This is a genomic window from Deltaproteobacteria bacterium, from assembly GCA_016180845.1.
Taxonomy (GTDB): domain Bacteria; phylum UBA10199; class UBA10199; order JACPAL01; family JACPAL01; genus JACPAK01.
This window is the reverse complement of sequence record JACPAK010000001.1, coordinates 225,582-241,538: the sequence shown is the minus strand read 5'-3', so window position 1 is coordinate 241,538 and position 15,957 is coordinate 225,582. Positions and strand designations below refer to the sequence as shown.

The 15,957-nt window shown below is 53.0% G+C and carries 15 protein-coding genes; 5 read left to right on the top strand and 10 right to left on the bottom strand.

Going from position 1 to position 15,957, the window contains the following annotated elements; genetic code table 11:
- Positions 1-48: 48 nt before the first annotated feature.
- The 7 genes from HYT76_01250 to HYT76_01220 all read right to left on the bottom strand — a co-directional run bounded on the left by HYT76_01250 (position 49) and on the right by HYT76_01220 (position 6,733).
- Complete coding sequence (locus HYT76_01250) at positions 49-1,077, bottom strand: hypothetical protein (GenBank protein MBI2082172.1); 1,029 nt, start codon at positions 1,075-1,077, stop codon at positions 49-51.
- Positions 1,074-2,384, bottom strand: coding sequence for a hypothetical protein (locus HYT76_01245; protein ID MBI2082171.1), 1,311 nt, complete (start codon positions 2,382-2,384; stop codon positions 1,074-1,076). Before HYT76_01245 ends, HYT76_01250 begins: the two co-directional genes overlap by 4 nt.
- A gap of 67 nt (positions 2,385-2,451) precedes the next feature.
- Positions 2,452-3,390, bottom strand: coding sequence for a 2-oxoacid:acceptor oxidoreductase family protein (locus HYT76_01240; GenBank protein MBI2082170.1), 939 nt, complete (start codon positions 3,388-3,390; stop codon positions 2,452-2,454).
- A complete protein-coding gene (locus HYT76_01235) occupies positions 3,390-4,007 on the bottom strand; it encodes a hypothetical protein (GenBank protein MBI2082169.1) in 618 nt (205 codons plus the stop codon). Before HYT76_01235 ends, HYT76_01240 begins: the two co-directional genes overlap by 1 nt.
- Complete coding sequence (locus tag HYT76_01230; protein ID MBI2082168.1) at positions 3,988-5,211, bottom strand: FAD-dependent oxidoreductase; 1,224 nt, start codon at positions 5,209-5,211, stop codon at positions 3,988-3,990. The genes HYT76_01235 and HYT76_01230 overlap by 20 nt, the downstream gene beginning before the upstream one ends.
- Before the next feature lie 347 nt (positions 5,212-5,558).
- A complete protein-coding gene (locus HYT76_01225; GenBank protein ID MBI2082167.1) occupies positions 5,559-6,413 on the bottom strand; it encodes a sulfide/dihydroorotate dehydrogenase-like FAD/NAD-binding protein in 855 nt (284 codons plus the stop codon).
- 68 nt (positions 6,414-6,481) lie between these two features.
- Positions 6,482-6,733, bottom strand: a complete 252-nt coding sequence (locus tag HYT76_01220; GenBank protein ID MBI2082166.1) for a hypothetical protein — start codon at positions 6,731-6,733, stop codon at positions 6,482-6,484.
- Between the two features lie 108 nt (positions 6,734-6,841).
- Here HYT76_01220 and HYT76_01215 point away from each other — a divergent pair, with 108 nt between their 5' ends.
- From HYT76_01215 to HYT76_01195, 5 genes are read left to right on the top strand one after another with little or no spacing between them, the layout of a single operon-like run.
- Positions 6,842-10,378: an Ig-like domain-containing protein gene (locus HYT76_01215; GenBank protein ID MBI2082165.1), complete on the top strand. Its 3,537-nt coding sequence runs from the start codon at positions 6,842-6,844 to the stop codon at positions 10,376-10,378.
- Positions 10,371-11,621: a hypothetical protein gene (locus HYT76_01210; GenBank protein MBI2082164.1), complete on the top strand. Its 1,251-nt coding sequence runs from the start codon at positions 10,371-10,373 to the stop codon at positions 11,619-11,621. Before HYT76_01215 ends, HYT76_01210 begins: the two co-directional genes overlap by 8 nt.
- A complete protein-coding gene (locus tag HYT76_01205; protein ID MBI2082163.1) occupies positions 11,605-12,159 on the top strand; it encodes a hypothetical protein in 555 nt (184 codons plus the stop codon). The genes HYT76_01210 and HYT76_01205 overlap by 17 nt, the downstream gene beginning before the upstream one ends.
- Positions 12,156-12,443, top strand: a complete 288-nt coding sequence (locus HYT76_01200) for a hypothetical protein (GenBank protein MBI2082162.1) — start codon at positions 12,156-12,158, stop codon at positions 12,441-12,443. The genes HYT76_01205 and HYT76_01200 overlap by 4 nt, the downstream gene beginning before the upstream one ends.
- A 60-nt stretch (positions 12,444-12,503) precedes the next feature.
- Positions 12,504-12,800, top strand: a complete 297-nt coding sequence (locus tag HYT76_01195) for a hypothetical protein (GenBank protein ID MBI2082161.1) — start codon at positions 12,504-12,506, stop codon at positions 12,798-12,800.
- An 8-nt stretch (positions 12,801-12,808) separates the two neighbouring features.
- On the opposite strand, the gene HYT76_01190 is transcribed toward HYT76_01195, so the two are convergent.
- The 3 genes from HYT76_01190 to HYT76_01180 are packed head-to-tail and all read right to left on the bottom strand — an operon-like array spanning position 12,809 to position 15,957.
- Positions 12,809-13,942, bottom strand: a complete 1,134-nt coding sequence (locus HYT76_01190) for a c-type cytochrome (protein MBI2082160.1) — start codon at positions 13,940-13,942, stop codon at positions 12,809-12,811.
- Positions 13,939-15,267 (bottom strand): polysulfide reductase NrfD, encoded by a 1,329-nt coding sequence (nrfD, locus tag HYT76_01185; GenBank protein ID MBI2082159.1) that lies wholly within the window; start codon positions 15,265-15,267, stop codon positions 13,939-13,941. The genes HYT76_01190 and nrfD overlap by 4 nt, the downstream gene beginning before the upstream one ends.
- A complete protein-coding gene (locus HYT76_01180; GenBank protein MBI2082158.1) occupies positions 15,268-15,957 on the bottom strand; it encodes a 4Fe-4S dicluster domain-containing protein in 690 nt (229 codons plus the stop codon). It lies immediately after the preceding gene.

Genomic DNA, 15,957 nt, shown 5'->3' with positions numbered 1-15,957 from the left:
TTAACATTATGAGTGAATCATGGACAAGAGGGTATGACGAGGATCAGGTCACTGATCCCATTTCGAGAGGGCGTTCAAGTTCTTCAGGTTCTTAGCGATCCATTCCTCGATTGTTTTCAATTCTTTTTCCCGTCCTGACACGACGGAAGGGAGATCCTCTTTGTTTTTTCGGACGAGGTGATTAAATCGCCTCTGCTCACTGAGAAAGTTTAGCAGTTTTTGGGATCGGGTCGAATCAGGCGCGACATATTTCATGATTCCTTCCTTTCCTTTTTCCTTTAGGAAGGTTGGGAAGAGACCTGATTCGGAGGCGAGCTTGGCAAGCTCAATCGTCTTCCCCTCTTCATACTTCCACCCCGCGATGCAAGGGGAGGGGACGAAGAGGACCGATGTTTCCGGACAGGCAAGCGCCTTTTCACACGCCTCCGTGAACTCCTTCGGAAATGCCGGTGAGACTTGGGCGACGTAACCGGCCCCTGCCATCAAGACAAGTCCGATATGATTCATCGGTTCCGAGAGATTTCCGGGGATAAATTCCCCTGGGGGGGTTGTGGAGGTTTCCGAATAGGGGGTTGTTGTTGAGGCGAATTGAAAGCCGGTGTTCGCAAAAAATTCGTTGATCATGACGACAACCGTGATGCGTGTCTTTCGTTGAATCGTATGCAGCAGTGATCGAAGCCCGATGACGAGCGCGCCCCCATCTCCGGAGTTCGAAACAACCTGAATCGGTTTCTGAAGCGCCCCCAGTTCGGTCAGGATATCGGCGGTATCCCGGATCCCCTCGGCGACTGTCGGGGCGGATTCAAAAACGTTATGAATAATGGAAAATGATTTTTCAAAAGCTGCTGGTTCCGTCTCTCCACGCCCCCAGGAGATTACCCCAGGCCAGAAGAGTGTCGACACCTCGCCGCAGAAGGTCCCCATCGTGTAGATGGTTTTGGTCCCGTTGTCCGTCACTCGCCCGAAATTCTGGAATGCGATCGATTCCATGCATCCGACACACAAGGTCGAGCCGGGTCGGAAGCAGGAGTCCTTTCTGGCCATTTCCTTATACGGAGGAAGTTGTCGGATCGTCATAGCGCCTCCCCCCGATAGATGAAGCAGCTTCCCCCTTCTTTCAGGGTCGTCGTCAGCCGGATCATCTTTTCCCATGAGTCTGTCGAGATGTCGGCGGCGCCGAGGCCGGTAAAGAACCCGACCGTTTTTATCGGGAGATTGTTGACCGCCTCGCTCACGAGCGCCGTGAGATGCCCGCGTTCTGATTGAAAGGCGTTGTTTACAACCCCCACCGCTTCTGCGGAGCGAAGCGCCTGCCGGACGAGATTGAGGGGAAAAGGAGTGAGGAGTCGGATCACGACGAGGCCGATTTTTTGTCCCTCCTGTCGTTTCTGGCGAAGTACCTCCCATGCAGTGGTGGTATCGGGTCCCATGGCGACGAGGATGACCGGAGGGGAGTCGTCCAGGGAATAGGTCTCGATCGGTTCAATCCCCGGCCGACCAAATTCCCGCTGAAATTCAGCTGAGGTCCTTTTTAAGATGTGAAAGACACGATCGAGTCTCTGCCTCTGTTCCCATTTGAATCCCTGAAAATAGGGGCTCGTCACACAATTGCCCATGGAGGTGTCACCTGTGATGAGTCCGGGAAGATGGCAATGATCGGGCAAAAGACTGTCCTGAAAGGAATGGATCTTTTCATCCGGTTCGACAAAAAACGGTTCGCTGCGATGGCTGTCCTTGATTCCGTAGAAGCCGGGCATTGTCGGGATCAGGATATCAGGGTGCATCCCGATGCAGGGAAGCTGGAGAAGTGTGTCGTAGATTTGTTGTTTCCCGCGGCAGACCACCTGGATCCAGCCGTCATCCCGATGGGCCAGCGTATCCGAAGGGTCTCCTTCGATGCAGAGGGGATAATTGGCGGTGGCTCGATAGACATTGATGAGCATGATATTTCCAAGCCCACTGGCCCCAAGCGAACGTGTCGTCTCGGTCATATGATCCAGACCGACAGAAGAAGTGGCAGTCATGAAGATCAGCTCGCGACAGGCGGCAGCAGCCCCTGCGAGATAATCGGCAACCGCATGCTCCGCCTCGAGGAGTTTCACCCGTTTCGTGCTGATCTTTTGGCCATTTCTTTCAATGACAAAACGACCGCCGTTTACAGAGGCAGCGATCGTCTCGAGCCATTTCGTCGAGGGGGTGATCGGAAAACCAGCGTAGATCGGTGACCTCCAGAACTGGAGCGACGCGATTGCTGCCGCCTCGTTGCCATCCTTCTGGACCCTTTGACGTTCCCGGTAAAGAGGTCGATGTAATTTGCGAATCATTTCCAGATCAATGATCCCTGGAAAGGAGCGACCGTAAAGTTTTTCGGCTGGGTTTGTCATCTTGGGCACTCCAAAAGGATGTTGAGAAAGGTCCCAGATGCAAGGTAACGCAGCAGATGGGCCTTTATCAGCATCCAACCTCCTCAAAAAGATCGATGGGACAGACCTCAATACACTCACGGCAAAGTTTGCAGAATTGGTCGATGTTCGCTCCCGTGACGCGAACACCCTGCTTTTCATCCTTTTCAAATTGAATAATCCCCTCCGGACAATTGACGATGCAGAGACTACAGCCGTTACAGCGATTTTCCGGATCGTGGAAGACCAGCCTTCTCCCGGGCCGGGCGTAGTTCGCTGTCTGGTTTGAAAGACTTGTCCGAAGCCGGCTCTGGGCCCCTGTCGGATAATCGAGATACCCCTCAAACGGGGGGAGTGGATGTTTCCATGAAGGGTCTCCCGGGATCTCCTCCCTCCGGATCAGTTTAAGGGATTCGAGAAAACAGGTCTTGTTGGCCTCGATCATCTTCTCAGGGAGCCGCCTCTTCCTTCCGATATCTTCGAGGGCCTTGAGTATCTCTGTCGAGGAGACGAGCGGGAGCGCCGTCTGCATGGCGGCTAAGAGCGGGATGTTCGGGAGCGGGCGACCGAGATATTTTTCCCCCAACTGATCTCCCGGGATGGTGTAAACGAGGCCTCGAAGGTGGAAGCTGTCTGCCGTCTCTGCCGGGCTTCGTGGACTATTGATGAGATAGATTCCTTCATTCATGCCGCTCGCAAAGTCGAGTTCTTCCCCCGTTTTTTCGCTAACGAGCAGGGCGAGGTGGGGTTTATCCACCTTGCAGGAGATAAATGTTGGTCCCTTCCCGATCCGGAGATAGCCGCGGACATTCGCCCCTTTTCGGGCCGAACTGAAAAAGGGCCACTCCTGGACCTGATAGTCTCCCTTGAGGGAAACCGCCTCGGCGAAGGTCTGGAGGATCATCACGAGTCCACTCCCTGCCTTCCCGTCAGCCCGAACATCGATCGTCTCCCCAGCTCCCAATTTTTTTAAGAGTTCTTTTGACATTAACACCTCTTGTCCCTTTCTGATTCGAGAAGCGCGATATGGTCTCTCTCCTCAGCGGCGAGTTCTTGATACAGCTCTTTCTCACGACTCATTGGCATCTGGCGTGCCTTTTCCTCAAAAAAACGAAGCGTTTTTTTCTCAAGAGAGATCCCACAATCATAGAGACGACGGAGATTGCCTGTTGCCGCGAAAAATGAAAGATCGTCGAAAAAAGGAAACGGCAGTGGGAGGTTGTCGTCCTGAAACATCTCTTCGCCGAGATGCAGGTGGTATTTCTGACTTAGTTCACGCGCATGTTCCTTTTCCCAATCGGACATGGTCTCAAAAAAATCGCTGATTTCAGGATCGTCGACCGCTTCCGAGAGACGACGATAGAAAAGAGAGCTCGTGATTTCAATCTGGAGCGCCTCCTGAAGGAGCTGGATATTTCTGGATAATTCTTTCACAGGTTCAACGCGTGTCAGATTGCCGCCGCAGAGGGAACAGCGACCGAAGGGGAAGGCGAAGCCGATCGAACGCTTATGACAATCAACACATTTCCACTGGAGCTGGATGTCGGCGCAACAGATATAATCTTCATCGAGGACTTGCCGGCATTTAGGGCATTGCGACGGCATAACTCACCTCCTTCACATTCTCTTTATTCAGGTAACGCAAAATTCCCCGCGCCGCCTTTCTTCCGGCTCCAAGCGCCTGGATGACTGTCGCCGCTCCGGTCACAATATCACCACCCGCAAAGACACCGGGAAGAGAGGTCATGCCGGTTTCCGGATCGACTTCGATATACCCCCAGCGGTTTGTTTTAAGGCCCAAGGTGCTTCGGCCGATGATCGGATTGGCGACGGTTCCCAAGGCGTAGATCACGGTATCTGTGGGGATCTCAAATTCCGTGCCGGGGAGAGGATGGGGGGAACGTCGGCCCGATTCATCCGGTTCTCCCAAGGCCATTCGGAGGCAACGCATCGTTCGCACACAGTGATGATCGTCACCGAGATATCCTAAAGGATTGGTGAGCCATTCGAACCGGACCCCCTCCTCCTTCGCATGGCGGAGCTCCTCCGCACGGGCAGGGGACTCACTCTCTGTCCGGCGATAAACGACAGTGACTGTAGCACCGAGTCTCAGGGCGATCCTCGCAGAGTCGAGGGCGGTATTGCCGGCCCCGATGACGGTGACCTGATTCCCCATCCCGACCGGCGTATCGGCCTTCCGATATCCCCCCATCAGGTTAAGACGCGTCAGGAATTCATTAGCGCTCATCACCCCATTCAGTTGTTCTCCCGGGAGCCCTAAAAATTTGGGGAGACCGGCGCCGGTGCCGATAAAGACTGCCTGAAAATCTTTTTCCCGAAGAAGTTCTTCAATCGTGAAAATTTTTCCGATGACCTTGTTAAGTTCAAAATGAACTCCCAGATGTTTGAGCTGATCGATCTCCTTCGCGACGATCGAACGCGGGAGTCGAAAGGGGGGGATTCCATAGGAGAGGACGCCACCCGCTTCATGCAGTGCCTCAAAAATAGTGACATCGATGCCGGCTGTTGCCAGATCCTGGGCGCAGGCAAGACCGGAGGGACCGGAGCCGATGATGGCAATTTTCAGCGGCGAAGCACTCTCTGGAATTTTCGAGTCGGCATTGCCAGGAGCGGCGGGCCCTTTAGGAGTGCTAGAAGACAATGAAAACTCGCGTTTTGTGCGAGAAGGTTCATTGGCTGCTAGCGCCCTAAAGGTCGCCGCGGAGGCACCTGACGACGCAGAAAAACCAGAGAGTGCTTCGCCTTGCTGGAGCGCCCAATCTCCGACAAATCGCTCGAGCCACCCGATCGCTACGGGAGTTCCTTTCTTGCCAACGACACATCGTGCCTCGCATTGGGTCTCTTGAGGACAGACACGGCCGCAGACGGCAGGCAGGGGGTTGGATTCCCTGAGAATCGAATAGGCCCTATGAAGATCCCCCTCGACGATCTTTTTGATAAAGCCGGGGATATCAATCTCAACGGGACAGCCCTGGATACAAAACGGTTTTTTGCAGAAGAGACACCGCGTCGCCTCTTCCTGGGCCTCTTCGAACGTATAACCGCAGTTGACCTCTTCAAAGAGGAGACGTCGGGCATCGATCGGGAGTTCCGGCATCGGGATCCGGTTCGGGTTTAATTTTTTTGTTTCCCGATTCATCTCGACCCTCCTTGGGTGAGCGGAGGCTGCCTCTCATGATAGGCCTTCAGGCATCTTTGCTCTTCATTGAAGAATCGGATTTGCCGGGTCTTCAGTTCTTTGAAATCAACCAGGTGACCATTCATGTCCGGTCCATCGACACAGGCAAAAAGAATTTTGTCGCCAACCTTCACACGACACGAACCACACATTCCGATCCCATCCACCATGATCGGATTCATCGAGACGAACGTCGGTATTTCCCAGGGGCGGGTTGTTTCGGCGACCGCCTGCATCATTCCGATCGGGCCGATCGCGAGGACCTCTTCAATCGGGGTTTCCTCGGAAAGGATTTTTTTCAGACCATCAATCACCGTCCCCTTTTCTCCTGAGGAACCGTCTTCGGTCATCAAAACGAGTTGGTGGGCGAGTTTTTCAAATCGAGCTTTCCAGAAAATCTCTCCCATTGTCCTGAAACCGACGATGACGGTGACATAACTTCCGGTCTCTCGGAATTCCCTCAGGATAGGCAAAAGTGGGGCGATGCCGATCCCTCCCCCGACGAGGACGACATGGTTGAGTGGCTCGACCAGGCTTGGTGTCCCCAACGGTCCGACCAGATCAAGAAAGGTCGCTCCTTCAGCATAGGTCGACATCTCCTCGGTCGTTTTTCCGACTACCTTGACGACAAGCGTGATCGTTCCTTTTTCCCGATCAAAATCCGCGATGGTGAGCGGGATCCTTTCCCCATAGGAGTTGAGGTGGACCATGACAAACTGGCCTGCCCTTGCCGCATGAGCAATATCAGGTGCCAAGACCTCCCAAAGGAATGTTGTTGGGGAAAAGACCTCTTTTTTCAATATTGTATACATCAATGAGGATACTCAGCGTATTCAGGGAAAAGAGGTATGATCGGTATCAGGTTTCGGACTGCGCAAGGTCACACTTCCTCTGCCTTTTCCGACCAGGGCTCGATTTTTTCTGCCTCCTGGCAGATGGTGTAGAGACCGCAGAGATCGGTGACGAACATATCTTTCCGGATCATTTCATGAAGTGCCCTCTGAAGGCCCAATCGGAGATCGATGAAGGAACCCCGAAAACCTTGTTTCAAGGCGACCTGATAGGCGGCATCGGCCAGATGTGAGAGAAACTCCTCTGGCGAGATCTCGAATTTGACGTGGAGGCCCGGCATAAAATCACCCCCTTTTGATAAGTAAACCTTTTTGCCCTACGAAGGGATGATCTGTATCATATCTACCTAAGGCCTTATTGGACGATAATATTGATGGAGGGTCTTCGCTTGCCACGATCTTGGCGTCAGGGTGTCTTTTTCAGAGGGTTAGTCTTTTTTTTTCTTCTTTTTCTTCTTTTTGGATGTGCCAAAAAGAAGCCCCATTCCCGTGATGTTTCTGATCTTACCCCCAGCATTTCTCCGGACGGAAATATCGCAGAACCTCTTCCCCTTTTTCCCCATCCGCAGGGGTGGAAAGAACCAGCCTCTCATGGGAGTGGCAAGGAGCGGTACGGACTTCCGGCCTGTCTCAAGTGTCATAAGGTCAGTTCGACGACCAACGAGAGAACACCGACATGTCAGGGCTGTCATCCCCTTTACCCGCATGAGGCTGACTGGAAATCGAAAGAGAGACACGGGACTTGGGTCAGAACCAATGACCGCCTTTCATGTGCGACTCAATGTCACGGGACCGATCTCTCGGGCGGATTGACCAAGGTTTCCTGCACAAAGTGTCACGAAGTCTATCCCCATTCTTCCGAATGGAAGGGGGCTAATTTTCACGGAGAGTTTGCGAAAGGGGAAGGGAAGGATCTCTGCCGGTCTTGTCATGGAGAGGATCTGAAAGGGGGGTCGAGCGGGACCAGTTGTTTCAAGTGTCATGCGATCTATCCCCATGAAGTCGGTTGGGGAGAAAAGACCAAGCATGCCCCTTATGTTCTGGATAATGGGAGGGAAGGATGTACGACACAATGCCATGGAGCTGATCTGAATGGAGGACTTTCGCAGATCGCCTGCAATCGTTGTCATACCCTCTATCCGCATGGGGAAGGGTGGCAGACGCAGCATGGTCCCACCTCATTGGAGCTTGGTCGCACCGCCTGTCAGGGGTGTCATGGAGAGCGGGGAGAGAGACTAGTTGCCGGGAAAAATTGCACCACCTGTCATGCCGATTATCCCCATCCGGCGAGTGCTACTTGGATCCCTTTTTCAGGAGGGCATGGAGAGCGTGTTCGTGTGACCTATCAGGGGGAGACAGAAAAATGCCAGCTCTGTCATGGAGCCGATCTCAAAAAGGTTCTCAAGGGACAAAACTGTTTCTCCTGCCATCCCTCATTTGCCGGTTCTCATCCCTCCGGATGGCGTGAATTTGAAGGACATGGATCCTATGCGCTTCCTGTCCTGATGCGTAACGAATGCAGGACTTGTCATTCCCTGACCTCTGATTCGTCTCCACGAGGGAATCGACGCTGCGGGGAGTGCCATAACCCCTTTCCGCATCCTGAGGGATGGCGTCGTGAGCAAGGGCAGCCGCAACTCCATGGCGACTTTGTCCAGGAAAACGGACGTGCAACCTGCGGGACTGCGCGGTGTCACGGGGTGAATCTGATCCCGGACCTTCAGCGGACACGTGGGGCGAATTGTAATGAATGCCACAGTGGCTTCCCGGAGACCCACAGTCAGGACAACTGGCGTGGGGCCGCAGGACATGGTGCTGTTGTCTTGAGGGATGGGTTTAACAATTGTATGACCTGTCATAACCGGGAGATAGCGGGGACCGCTGCGGCGCGTCCCTGCCTGCAGTGCCATCTCTACCCGCATGAATTATTGCCGAACTGGGAAACGACGGAGCACGGGCCGTTCGCGATCAGCGATGCGAATCGTCAGTTGCGTTGTGCCGGCTGTCATGGGACCGATTTTCAGAGGGAATTTGATGGGCGTAATTGCTATTCCTGTCATACCAATTTCCCGCATCGGTCCGGCTGGACGGAATATGAGGTGGGGACAGAGACCTGGACGGAGCAGGAGTGTGACGGCGCTGATGAACCGACTTGTTGGGATGTTGAGCGGAGCCGGGCAGCAAATTTTCCAAGCCCCCATGCGGCGGAGTATCTGGAACAACAGGATAATGATTTCCCCGATTCGTTTAACAGGTGCTCGCTCTGTCATGGAACCAACTATGCCGGTGGTAATTCCGGCCGATCCTGTTCCGGTTCAGGGTGTCACGAAAACTATCCGCATCAACTTGTTACGGACTGGAAGACCGATCAGGGAGGGGAGCATACGACCGCCTATTTGGACGGTGTTCGGGGTTTAAGGAGTAGCTGCACACGGTGTCATTTGAATTTCGGTGCAGGCCCCGATGGACGCGCAACCTCCTGCGGTTCTGCTGCCTGCCATCCGAACTACCCGCATCTGCGGTCGCCTGATGTTTCTGAGGATCAGGATTGGGTTACGGGCAGTAGTAGCGCCCGTCACGGAGATAGGTTCAATGCCAGCCGGGTTGGGTGTCGAAGTTGTCACGGGGACGATTACGGAGGGGGGATCTCGACAATCTCCTGTTACACCTGTCACCCGAGTTATCCCCATTCATCATCAACGTGGTGGCGGGGATCGGGGCATGGTGTGTCCTATTCAAGTCGCTTCACGTCAGCCACTTGGGGTGAGGCGGATTGCGGCGGATGTCATGACGGTTCTCCCACTGCCTTCAATGAGACACAGACACGTGCGACACTCGTCTCCCGATCCTATTGTTATATGTGTCACCAGAACTATCCCCATGTCGGTTATGAGCAAATCGTCACAAGCGGAGATCCGCCAACGGCACGGACCACTTCTTACAATTGGGAACCGGTCGTCAGTTCGACCTGTGGTTCCCGAACGGCTGCCAACTTCGGTCACGTGCTCTACTTACTCGATAACAATATTGATAGCGTTGCCAGAGGCGGCTGTGGGAGCGACGGTTCCTGCCATACCAATGGGAACCGCTCTTATCGAACAGAGAGCACATGTGGCGGTGTCTGTCACAGCAGCAGTCGTCCCTTCCCACCGGAACTCCCTGACTGCAATCCCCCTGGGAATGACCAGGTTGCTAGTGGTCCACCGGCCGTTTCCTCAACGATACCGACGAATGGGGCGACGGGAGTTGCGTTGGGAACACCCTTCTCGCCGACAACCATCAGAATTACATTCAGTGAGCCGATGTTGCGCAGCACAATAGCGCCTCCAGTCGAAAACAGTTTTGTTGTGGAAAAGGTTTCGGATGGAAGTCGGGTGGCAGGGCGTGTCGCTTGCAGTGCCGACTGGTGTCTGACGGCGACCTTTTCACCGGAGACCCCGCTGCAACCGAACACCCAATATCGAGGAAGGATTACCACGGTGGTGACAGACTGGGGCGGCACGCCGCTAGCGACAGATTATCGCTGGACCTTTACGACCCTGACCCCAGACACGACTCGGCCGATTGTGAATTCGACGGTACCCACGAACGGCGCGACTGATGTTTTGACATCGACCACAATCATCACAGTTAATTTTAATGAGGCGATGATTCGGGCGAGTGTCGAGTCTTCCGGCGTCTTCACCCTTTCAAGAAGGAATTGGAATAGTAGAACCCGGAGATGGGAGTGGTTAAGTGTCAGTGGAAACGTCCATTGCCGGACGGCGACATGCCAGGCGGTTGATTTTACGATTGCCACCAATGCCCGGCCACTTCGTGAGGAGACGGTCTATCGGGCAACAGTCACAACGAATGCACAAGATCTTGCCGGAAATCGATTGGCGACAAATCATGTATGGACATTCACGACAGAGGGGTTTGAATAACGTGGTTGAGCGTGCCTTATTATTCATCTCCCTTTTTCTCTTCTCAGCCCCTGTTTGGGGAAGTCCGTTCCATCTGAATACAACTCTTTTGAGTCAAGTTCGTCAGAATGATAAAAACGAGACGGAGATCCCCCTCAATGGCTATCTGGGTATGGGACTGAGAAGGCCGGACGGAAGATTTTCTGGCGAATCAGATATGCGCTTCTTCCGGGATCTCGATCGTTCCTTGGATGATTATGATCTCTATCAAACAGTTCTCCATGTCAGGCCTCGTGAATCGTTTCAGATCGATTTTGGTCGACAATTTTTAAATCCCGGTTTTTCGACAGGGATTATCGATGGGTTGCAGTTAACACTCAATCCGACAGAGAATTTTCGTATCGGAACCTACGGTGGAATTCCGAGACGCGTGGAAGAGGGGGATTTTCACCATCATGACCAACTCCTCTCCGGGCTTTTTCTGGATTGGCAAAATGGATCAGGATTTCAGGCGCGATTATCAACCGCCTGGCAGAAAAATGATTGGGGAGAGACCGATCTGGGGAGAAACGACGAGATCCGGGTCGGTTCATCACTCTCCTACCTCTTTTCCGGATCGATGAGGCCGCTCATTTCAGGACTTGTTGAGTATGAGACCGGATCGAAGACACTAGAGACGGGGACCCTTGGCGTTGATATGGCTCCTTTCTCTATTGTTTCGATCGGGATCGAAGGGAATTATTTCAATGCGAATCGGGAGTCGACACGGCGGTCGATCTTGAGTCTTTTTTCCGAAGGGGAACTAATCACCGGTCGGTTTTCTTCGAACTGGATACTCATTAAAAATTTTCTCGACCTTACCCAAAGTTATTCCTACCAATGGATGGAGGTTCGCGAGGCGGATCATCGGCGGGCCCATCTGCTCGAAATAGGTTTCCCTTTTTCTCTTGAAAATCTTGAGCTCGATTTTGGCCCTCAATATTCTTTTGCAAAGAGTTTCGGTGGCGATGTCCATGGGATCCGTTTTTTTGTCTACAAGACACTCCTGAAAAAGGGATACGGAGAATTGTCGTTTGATTATGCCACGTACGACAAGATTACGAGTGATAATGACAGCGCCTTTTCGACGATTGTCTGGACAGGTTATGAGTTTCCGCACAACCTCCGGCTTTCTATCGGTGGGGAGTACAATCGGAACAATCTTTTGGAACGGGATGTGAGGGGATCACTAAAATTGGAGTACCGCTATGGGTCGATCCTATAAAATCATTTTTGCGCTAAGCCTCCTGTTTTTGATTCCGATGAAGGTTGAGGCGAAGAAAAAACACCCCTTTGATCTCTACGATCACGAGATGCATACCGGGATTTTTGAGGCGGCGTCGGTTGCCTGCGAGACCTGCCATGCCGATCCAGAGTCCTTTGGTGATCGGAACAAGGTCAACAAGGAAGGATGTCATCTTTGCCACAACAGCCCGAAGCCAATCCTCGATGTCAAAAAGCCGTGCGTGACCTGTCATCTCGAGGGACCACCGAAGCCGAAGAGTCATCGGCTCGATTGGAAGGCGAGACACCAGATCTCTGCCAAACAGAATCCGAAGGAGTGTGAAACCTGTCACACAAATAAACGGTTTTGTGTCGACTGTCACAGCCGACGGGATACCGTTCAGCAACGGATGCATCGTCGAAACTTCCGTTTTTTTCATTCGGTCGAGGCGCGCGCGAATCCGAGGAAGTGTGATGCCTGTCATACAATCAATTACTGTCAGGAGTGTCATTCAGGAAGAGGGAGTTCTAAACGATGATAATAATCTTCGGTTTGTTGTTCTTCATCTCCTGCGGGAGTGTCGTCAATCAGGGGGAAAATTACGGAAACCTGTTGGATTCACCGGAAGGGCTTGCTCTTACAGAATCGGAGCATGAGATCGGTTGGGGACGGAGCGACTGCACCACCTGTCATAATCTGGATAACATCCACTTGATCGATCGTACCGGCGGGCTTGTGGATATTGAGGTGGTACACGATCATGCCCTTCAAGAAGGGGTTTCTGGTTGTGCCGCTTGTCATGGAACGAATGGGGCGCCATAAATTCTGTCGACTCCTTTAATATTTGTGATAATAGAATCCAAACCAAAAGGGGGACAATCTATGATGGAACATATGGCTTGTATGCACGGTTCGCATCTTCATCTGCATGCCGCTTTGGCCCTTCAGTTCATCGCCTTGGTCTCAGGTGTCCTGCTCCTGAACAAGGCCTGTGGCGAAGGGTTTTTCTGTAAAAAAACTGGAAAGATCATCGGTGGTCTTGTGACCATCGCCTCGATTCTTTCGATCCTCTGCAGCGCCTATCTGGGGATCAAAGGTTGCTGCGATCGCGATAAGATGAAGGGGTGGCATCATCCGGTGATTGAAGCTCCTGCGGAGCCAGGAACGCCAGCACAATAATTCAGCCATTATTTTTTCAGGGACTGAATATAGCCCAAAAGATTATTTAGTTCCCCCCTGTCAAATCGAGGCCAGGGGATCTCTTTTTCCTGCATGACTGAATGCATGAAGGGGGTGTGATTCCACATCGCTGCCACCATATCGATTGACGAGGAGGATTTTTGACTGACCGAAAGATCGGGACCAGCCCCCTGGATTCCTCCACCGAGCGAGTGACAGGTACTGCATTGTTTTTCTGCAAAGAGCTTTCGCCCGGCTGTTAAATCTGGCGGGGAATCAAAATAGTTGAGAAAGTAGATATAGGCGACGAGGTCGGCGATCTCCCTTTCGGTGAAGTGAGGCGCCTCCAGACCCTTTTCACTGAAACGTGAGAACATTTGCGGGGCATGGTTCCAGAGTCGGGAGACTGTTTGAGTAAGGCTCACCTGCAGTCCAAGGGTTGGATCCGCCAAATTCGGTACGGTTCTGTCGTCATGACCGCCGTGGCACTGGGGGCACCCCTTGCTCCGAAAGACCTTTTTCCCCTCATTCGGGTTTCCGGGGGATCCATACATCGCCACTGACTCAGTCCGTGCCGTTTCCCTCAGGAAGGCGACGAGGTCCATCATCTCCATTCCCTCAAACCGTGGCCAAGGGATTCCTTGCCGTGACATCTGCGTCCACATCCGGGGGCCGTGATTCCAGAGTGTCTTGGCAAGATAAATCGGCGTCATCCCTCGCGGGAATGAAGAGGGATCGGTATGGCAACGGATACATTGGCGATCCTTGAAGAGACTCTTTCCGCTTGTCGAGTTTCCCGGTTCATCGAAATAGTTTACATAATAGAGAAAGGCGATCAGGCTCTCAATCTCGGTGCCGGTCAGATGGGGTCGAATGATCTTCATCTCCCGCATCTTGTTTCCCATCGTTTGGGCGTTGTTTAACATCGCGCTCGCAACATCCAAACGCGAGCCTTTCAAGTTGATCTTCCCCAGGTCATGACCGACACGACCTCCTTGACCGAGGATTGAGTGACATTTCGAACATCCTTTTTCAGAAAAGAGCCGGTCTCCCTGCACGGGAGACTGCGGGAAATTTTGTTGTGCAGACACCAATCCGTGAGATGCCACAATAAAAAACATGCTGACGAGAAAAATCCTCATTCCGATTTCCCTCCCATTCCTGGAAGATACCCCTTAACCCTCTCATGAACTTCTCGAAGAGAGGACTCGCGCCCTTCCTCGATCTCCCAGATAGAAACGATCGGGAAGATCTTCGTAAAGGTCATATACAGGAGGATAAAGGCGGCAAAACATCCGGCGGTGATTGCGAGTTCAGTGAGCGTTGGATAATAGGTCCCCCTCGCATAAGGGAGACGTGGGTTGACGAGCGATGGGACGACGATCGTGAAACGCTCCAGCCACATTCCGATCGTTACGGCAATGGAGGCAATGACCGTCCCCTTGACCGTGCGCGTCCTCCGGTTGGCAAGGATCACAAACGGGATCACGAAACAGCAGGCGACCATCGTCCAGAAATAGAGGGCGTAGGGGCCGGTGATCTTGGACATGAAGATCTGCATCTCCAGAGGTTCACTGCCGTAGAAGACGGTCAGATACTCGCAAAAGGTGAAGTAAAACCAGAGGAGCGCCATCACAAGGAGGAGGATGCCGAGGTAATTAAAATGGATCTCCTTCAAGTACTCCTCCAGATGGTAGACCTTGCGGATGATTGCCATCGCAATCATGAGGGCGGCGATTCCGGAGAAGATCGCCCCAACGACGAAGTAGGGGCCAAAGATGGCAGAGTGCCACATCGGCTGAATCGTCATGGAAAAGACGTAGCTCACCACAGTGTGGACGGAGACCGCGATCGGGATGACAACAATCGCCATAATCGAAATCAATCTTTCAAGGATTTTCTTCTGCCGGGGTGTTTCTTGCCAGCCGAGGGCGAGCAGGCGATAAAATCCTTTCCACTTGGTTCCATGGTCACGGAGTCGTGCAATGTCGGGGATCAGCGGGAGATAGAGATAGATCGTCGAAGCGGTCAGATAGCAGGTGATGCTTGTGACATCCCACAGGAGGGGGGAGGTGAAGTGCGGATGTTTGAGCACGTTCAGCATCCGATCCGGCCGACCCAAATCGATTAGGATATTACCCACACCAAAAAGGAGGACCATGACAGTGATGACCTCGGCCGATCGAGTGATGGCCCGTCTCCACTCCGCTTGGGAAATTCGGAGGATTGCCGAGATGAGTGTCCCTGCGTGGGATATACCGATGAAGAAAACAAAATTGGTAATATAGATCCCCCAATAGGTTGGTCGCGAAAGGCCGGTGACTCCAAGACCGCCGTAGAATTGTTTCAGATAGGCCAGGAAGCCGATAAACCAGATGGAAAAGAGGATTCCGGCGGTGATCCAAAATCGCTTTGTGGTCTGTTCCACAGGTTTGAGAAGAATTCTATCCTGTTCGCTGACCTTCATTTAGTCGCCTCCTCCTTCCGAAAGATAGATCACCTTGGGTTCCGTGCCGAGATCCTCCATCAGGCGAAAGGCACGACGGCTTCGAACCAGCTTTGAGACCTCGCTCTCGGGATCGTCGAGGTCTCCGAAGATCATCGCCTGTGAAGGACAGATTTCCACGCAAGCAGGTATGTAGTCCTCCGGGATCATTTCGCGCCTTTCCACGCGGGCCTTTTCACGTCCCTTTTGGAGGCGGTGGGTGCAGAGTGTACACTTTTCGACGACCCCCTTGGGACGAACCGACACATCCCGATTCCGGATTGGTTTCATCTCCTCCGGCCAGACCGGTTTTCGCCAGTTAAACTCGCGTACGGTATAGGGGCAGGCGGTCGTGCAGTAGCGACAGCCGATACAGCGGGCAAAAATCTGACCGACAATTCCCTCCTCACTCTTATACGTTGCACTCACGGGACAGACCTTCGTGCAGGGGGGGTTATCACAGTGAAGACAGGGCAACGGGAAGAGCCTCATCCGGAAATGGGGAAATGTCCCCTCGAAGGTTGGAAGGACGCGGATCCAGTGGATGGAACGTCCTTGCTCATGGATTTCCTGGTTCGGTGGGGCGACATTATTTTCCGATTGGCAGGCAACGACACAGGCCTGACAGGCGCTGCACTTGTCCAAGTCTATAACCATTCCCCACCTTGTCAT

Coding starts and splice junctions, on each gene's coding strand:
- HYT76_01240 (MBI2082170.1), bottom strand. CDS start 3,390: ATGTCAAAAGAACTCTTAAAAAAATTGGGAGCTGGGGAGACGATCGAT.
- HYT76_01250 (MBI2082172.1), bottom strand. CDS start 1,077: ATGACGATCCGACAACTTCCTCCGTATAAGGAAATGGCCAGAAAGGAC.
- HYT76_01205 (MBI2082163.1), top strand. CDS start 11,605: ATGGGTCGATCCTATAAAATCATTTTTGCGCTAAGCCTCCTGTTTTTG.
- HYT76_01180 (MBI2082158.1), bottom strand. CDS start 15,957: ATGACAAGGTGGGGAATGGTTATAGACTTGGACAAGTGCAGCGCCTGT.
- HYT76_01195 (MBI2082161.1), top strand. CDS start 12,504: ATGATGGAACATATGGCTTGTATGCACGGTTCGCATCTTCATCTGCAT.
- HYT76_01190 (MBI2082160.1), bottom strand. CDS start 13,942: ATGAGGATTTTTCTCGTCAGCATGTTTTTTATTGTGGCATCTCACGGA.
- HYT76_01235 (MBI2082169.1), bottom strand. CDS start 4,007: ATGCCGTCGCAATGCCCTAAATGCCGGCAAGTCCTCGATGAAGATTAT.
- HYT76_01225 (MBI2082167.1), bottom strand. CDS start 6,413: ATGTATACAATATTGAAAAAAGAGGTCTTTTCCCCAACAACATTCCTT.
- HYT76_01245 (MBI2082171.1), bottom strand. CDS start 2,384: ATGACAAACCCAGCCGAAAAACTTTACGGTCGCTCCTTTCCAGGGATC.
- HYT76_01200 (MBI2082162.1), top strand. CDS start 12,156: ATGATAATAATCTTCGGTTTGTTGTTCTTCATCTCCTGCGGGAGTGTC.
- HYT76_01220 (MBI2082166.1), bottom strand. CDS start 6,733: ATGCCGGGCCTCCACGTCAAATTCGAGATCTCGCCAGAGGAGTTTCTC.
- nrfD (MBI2082159.1), bottom strand. CDS start 15,267: ATGAAGGTCAGCGAACAGGATAGAATTCTTCTCAAACCTGTGGAACAG.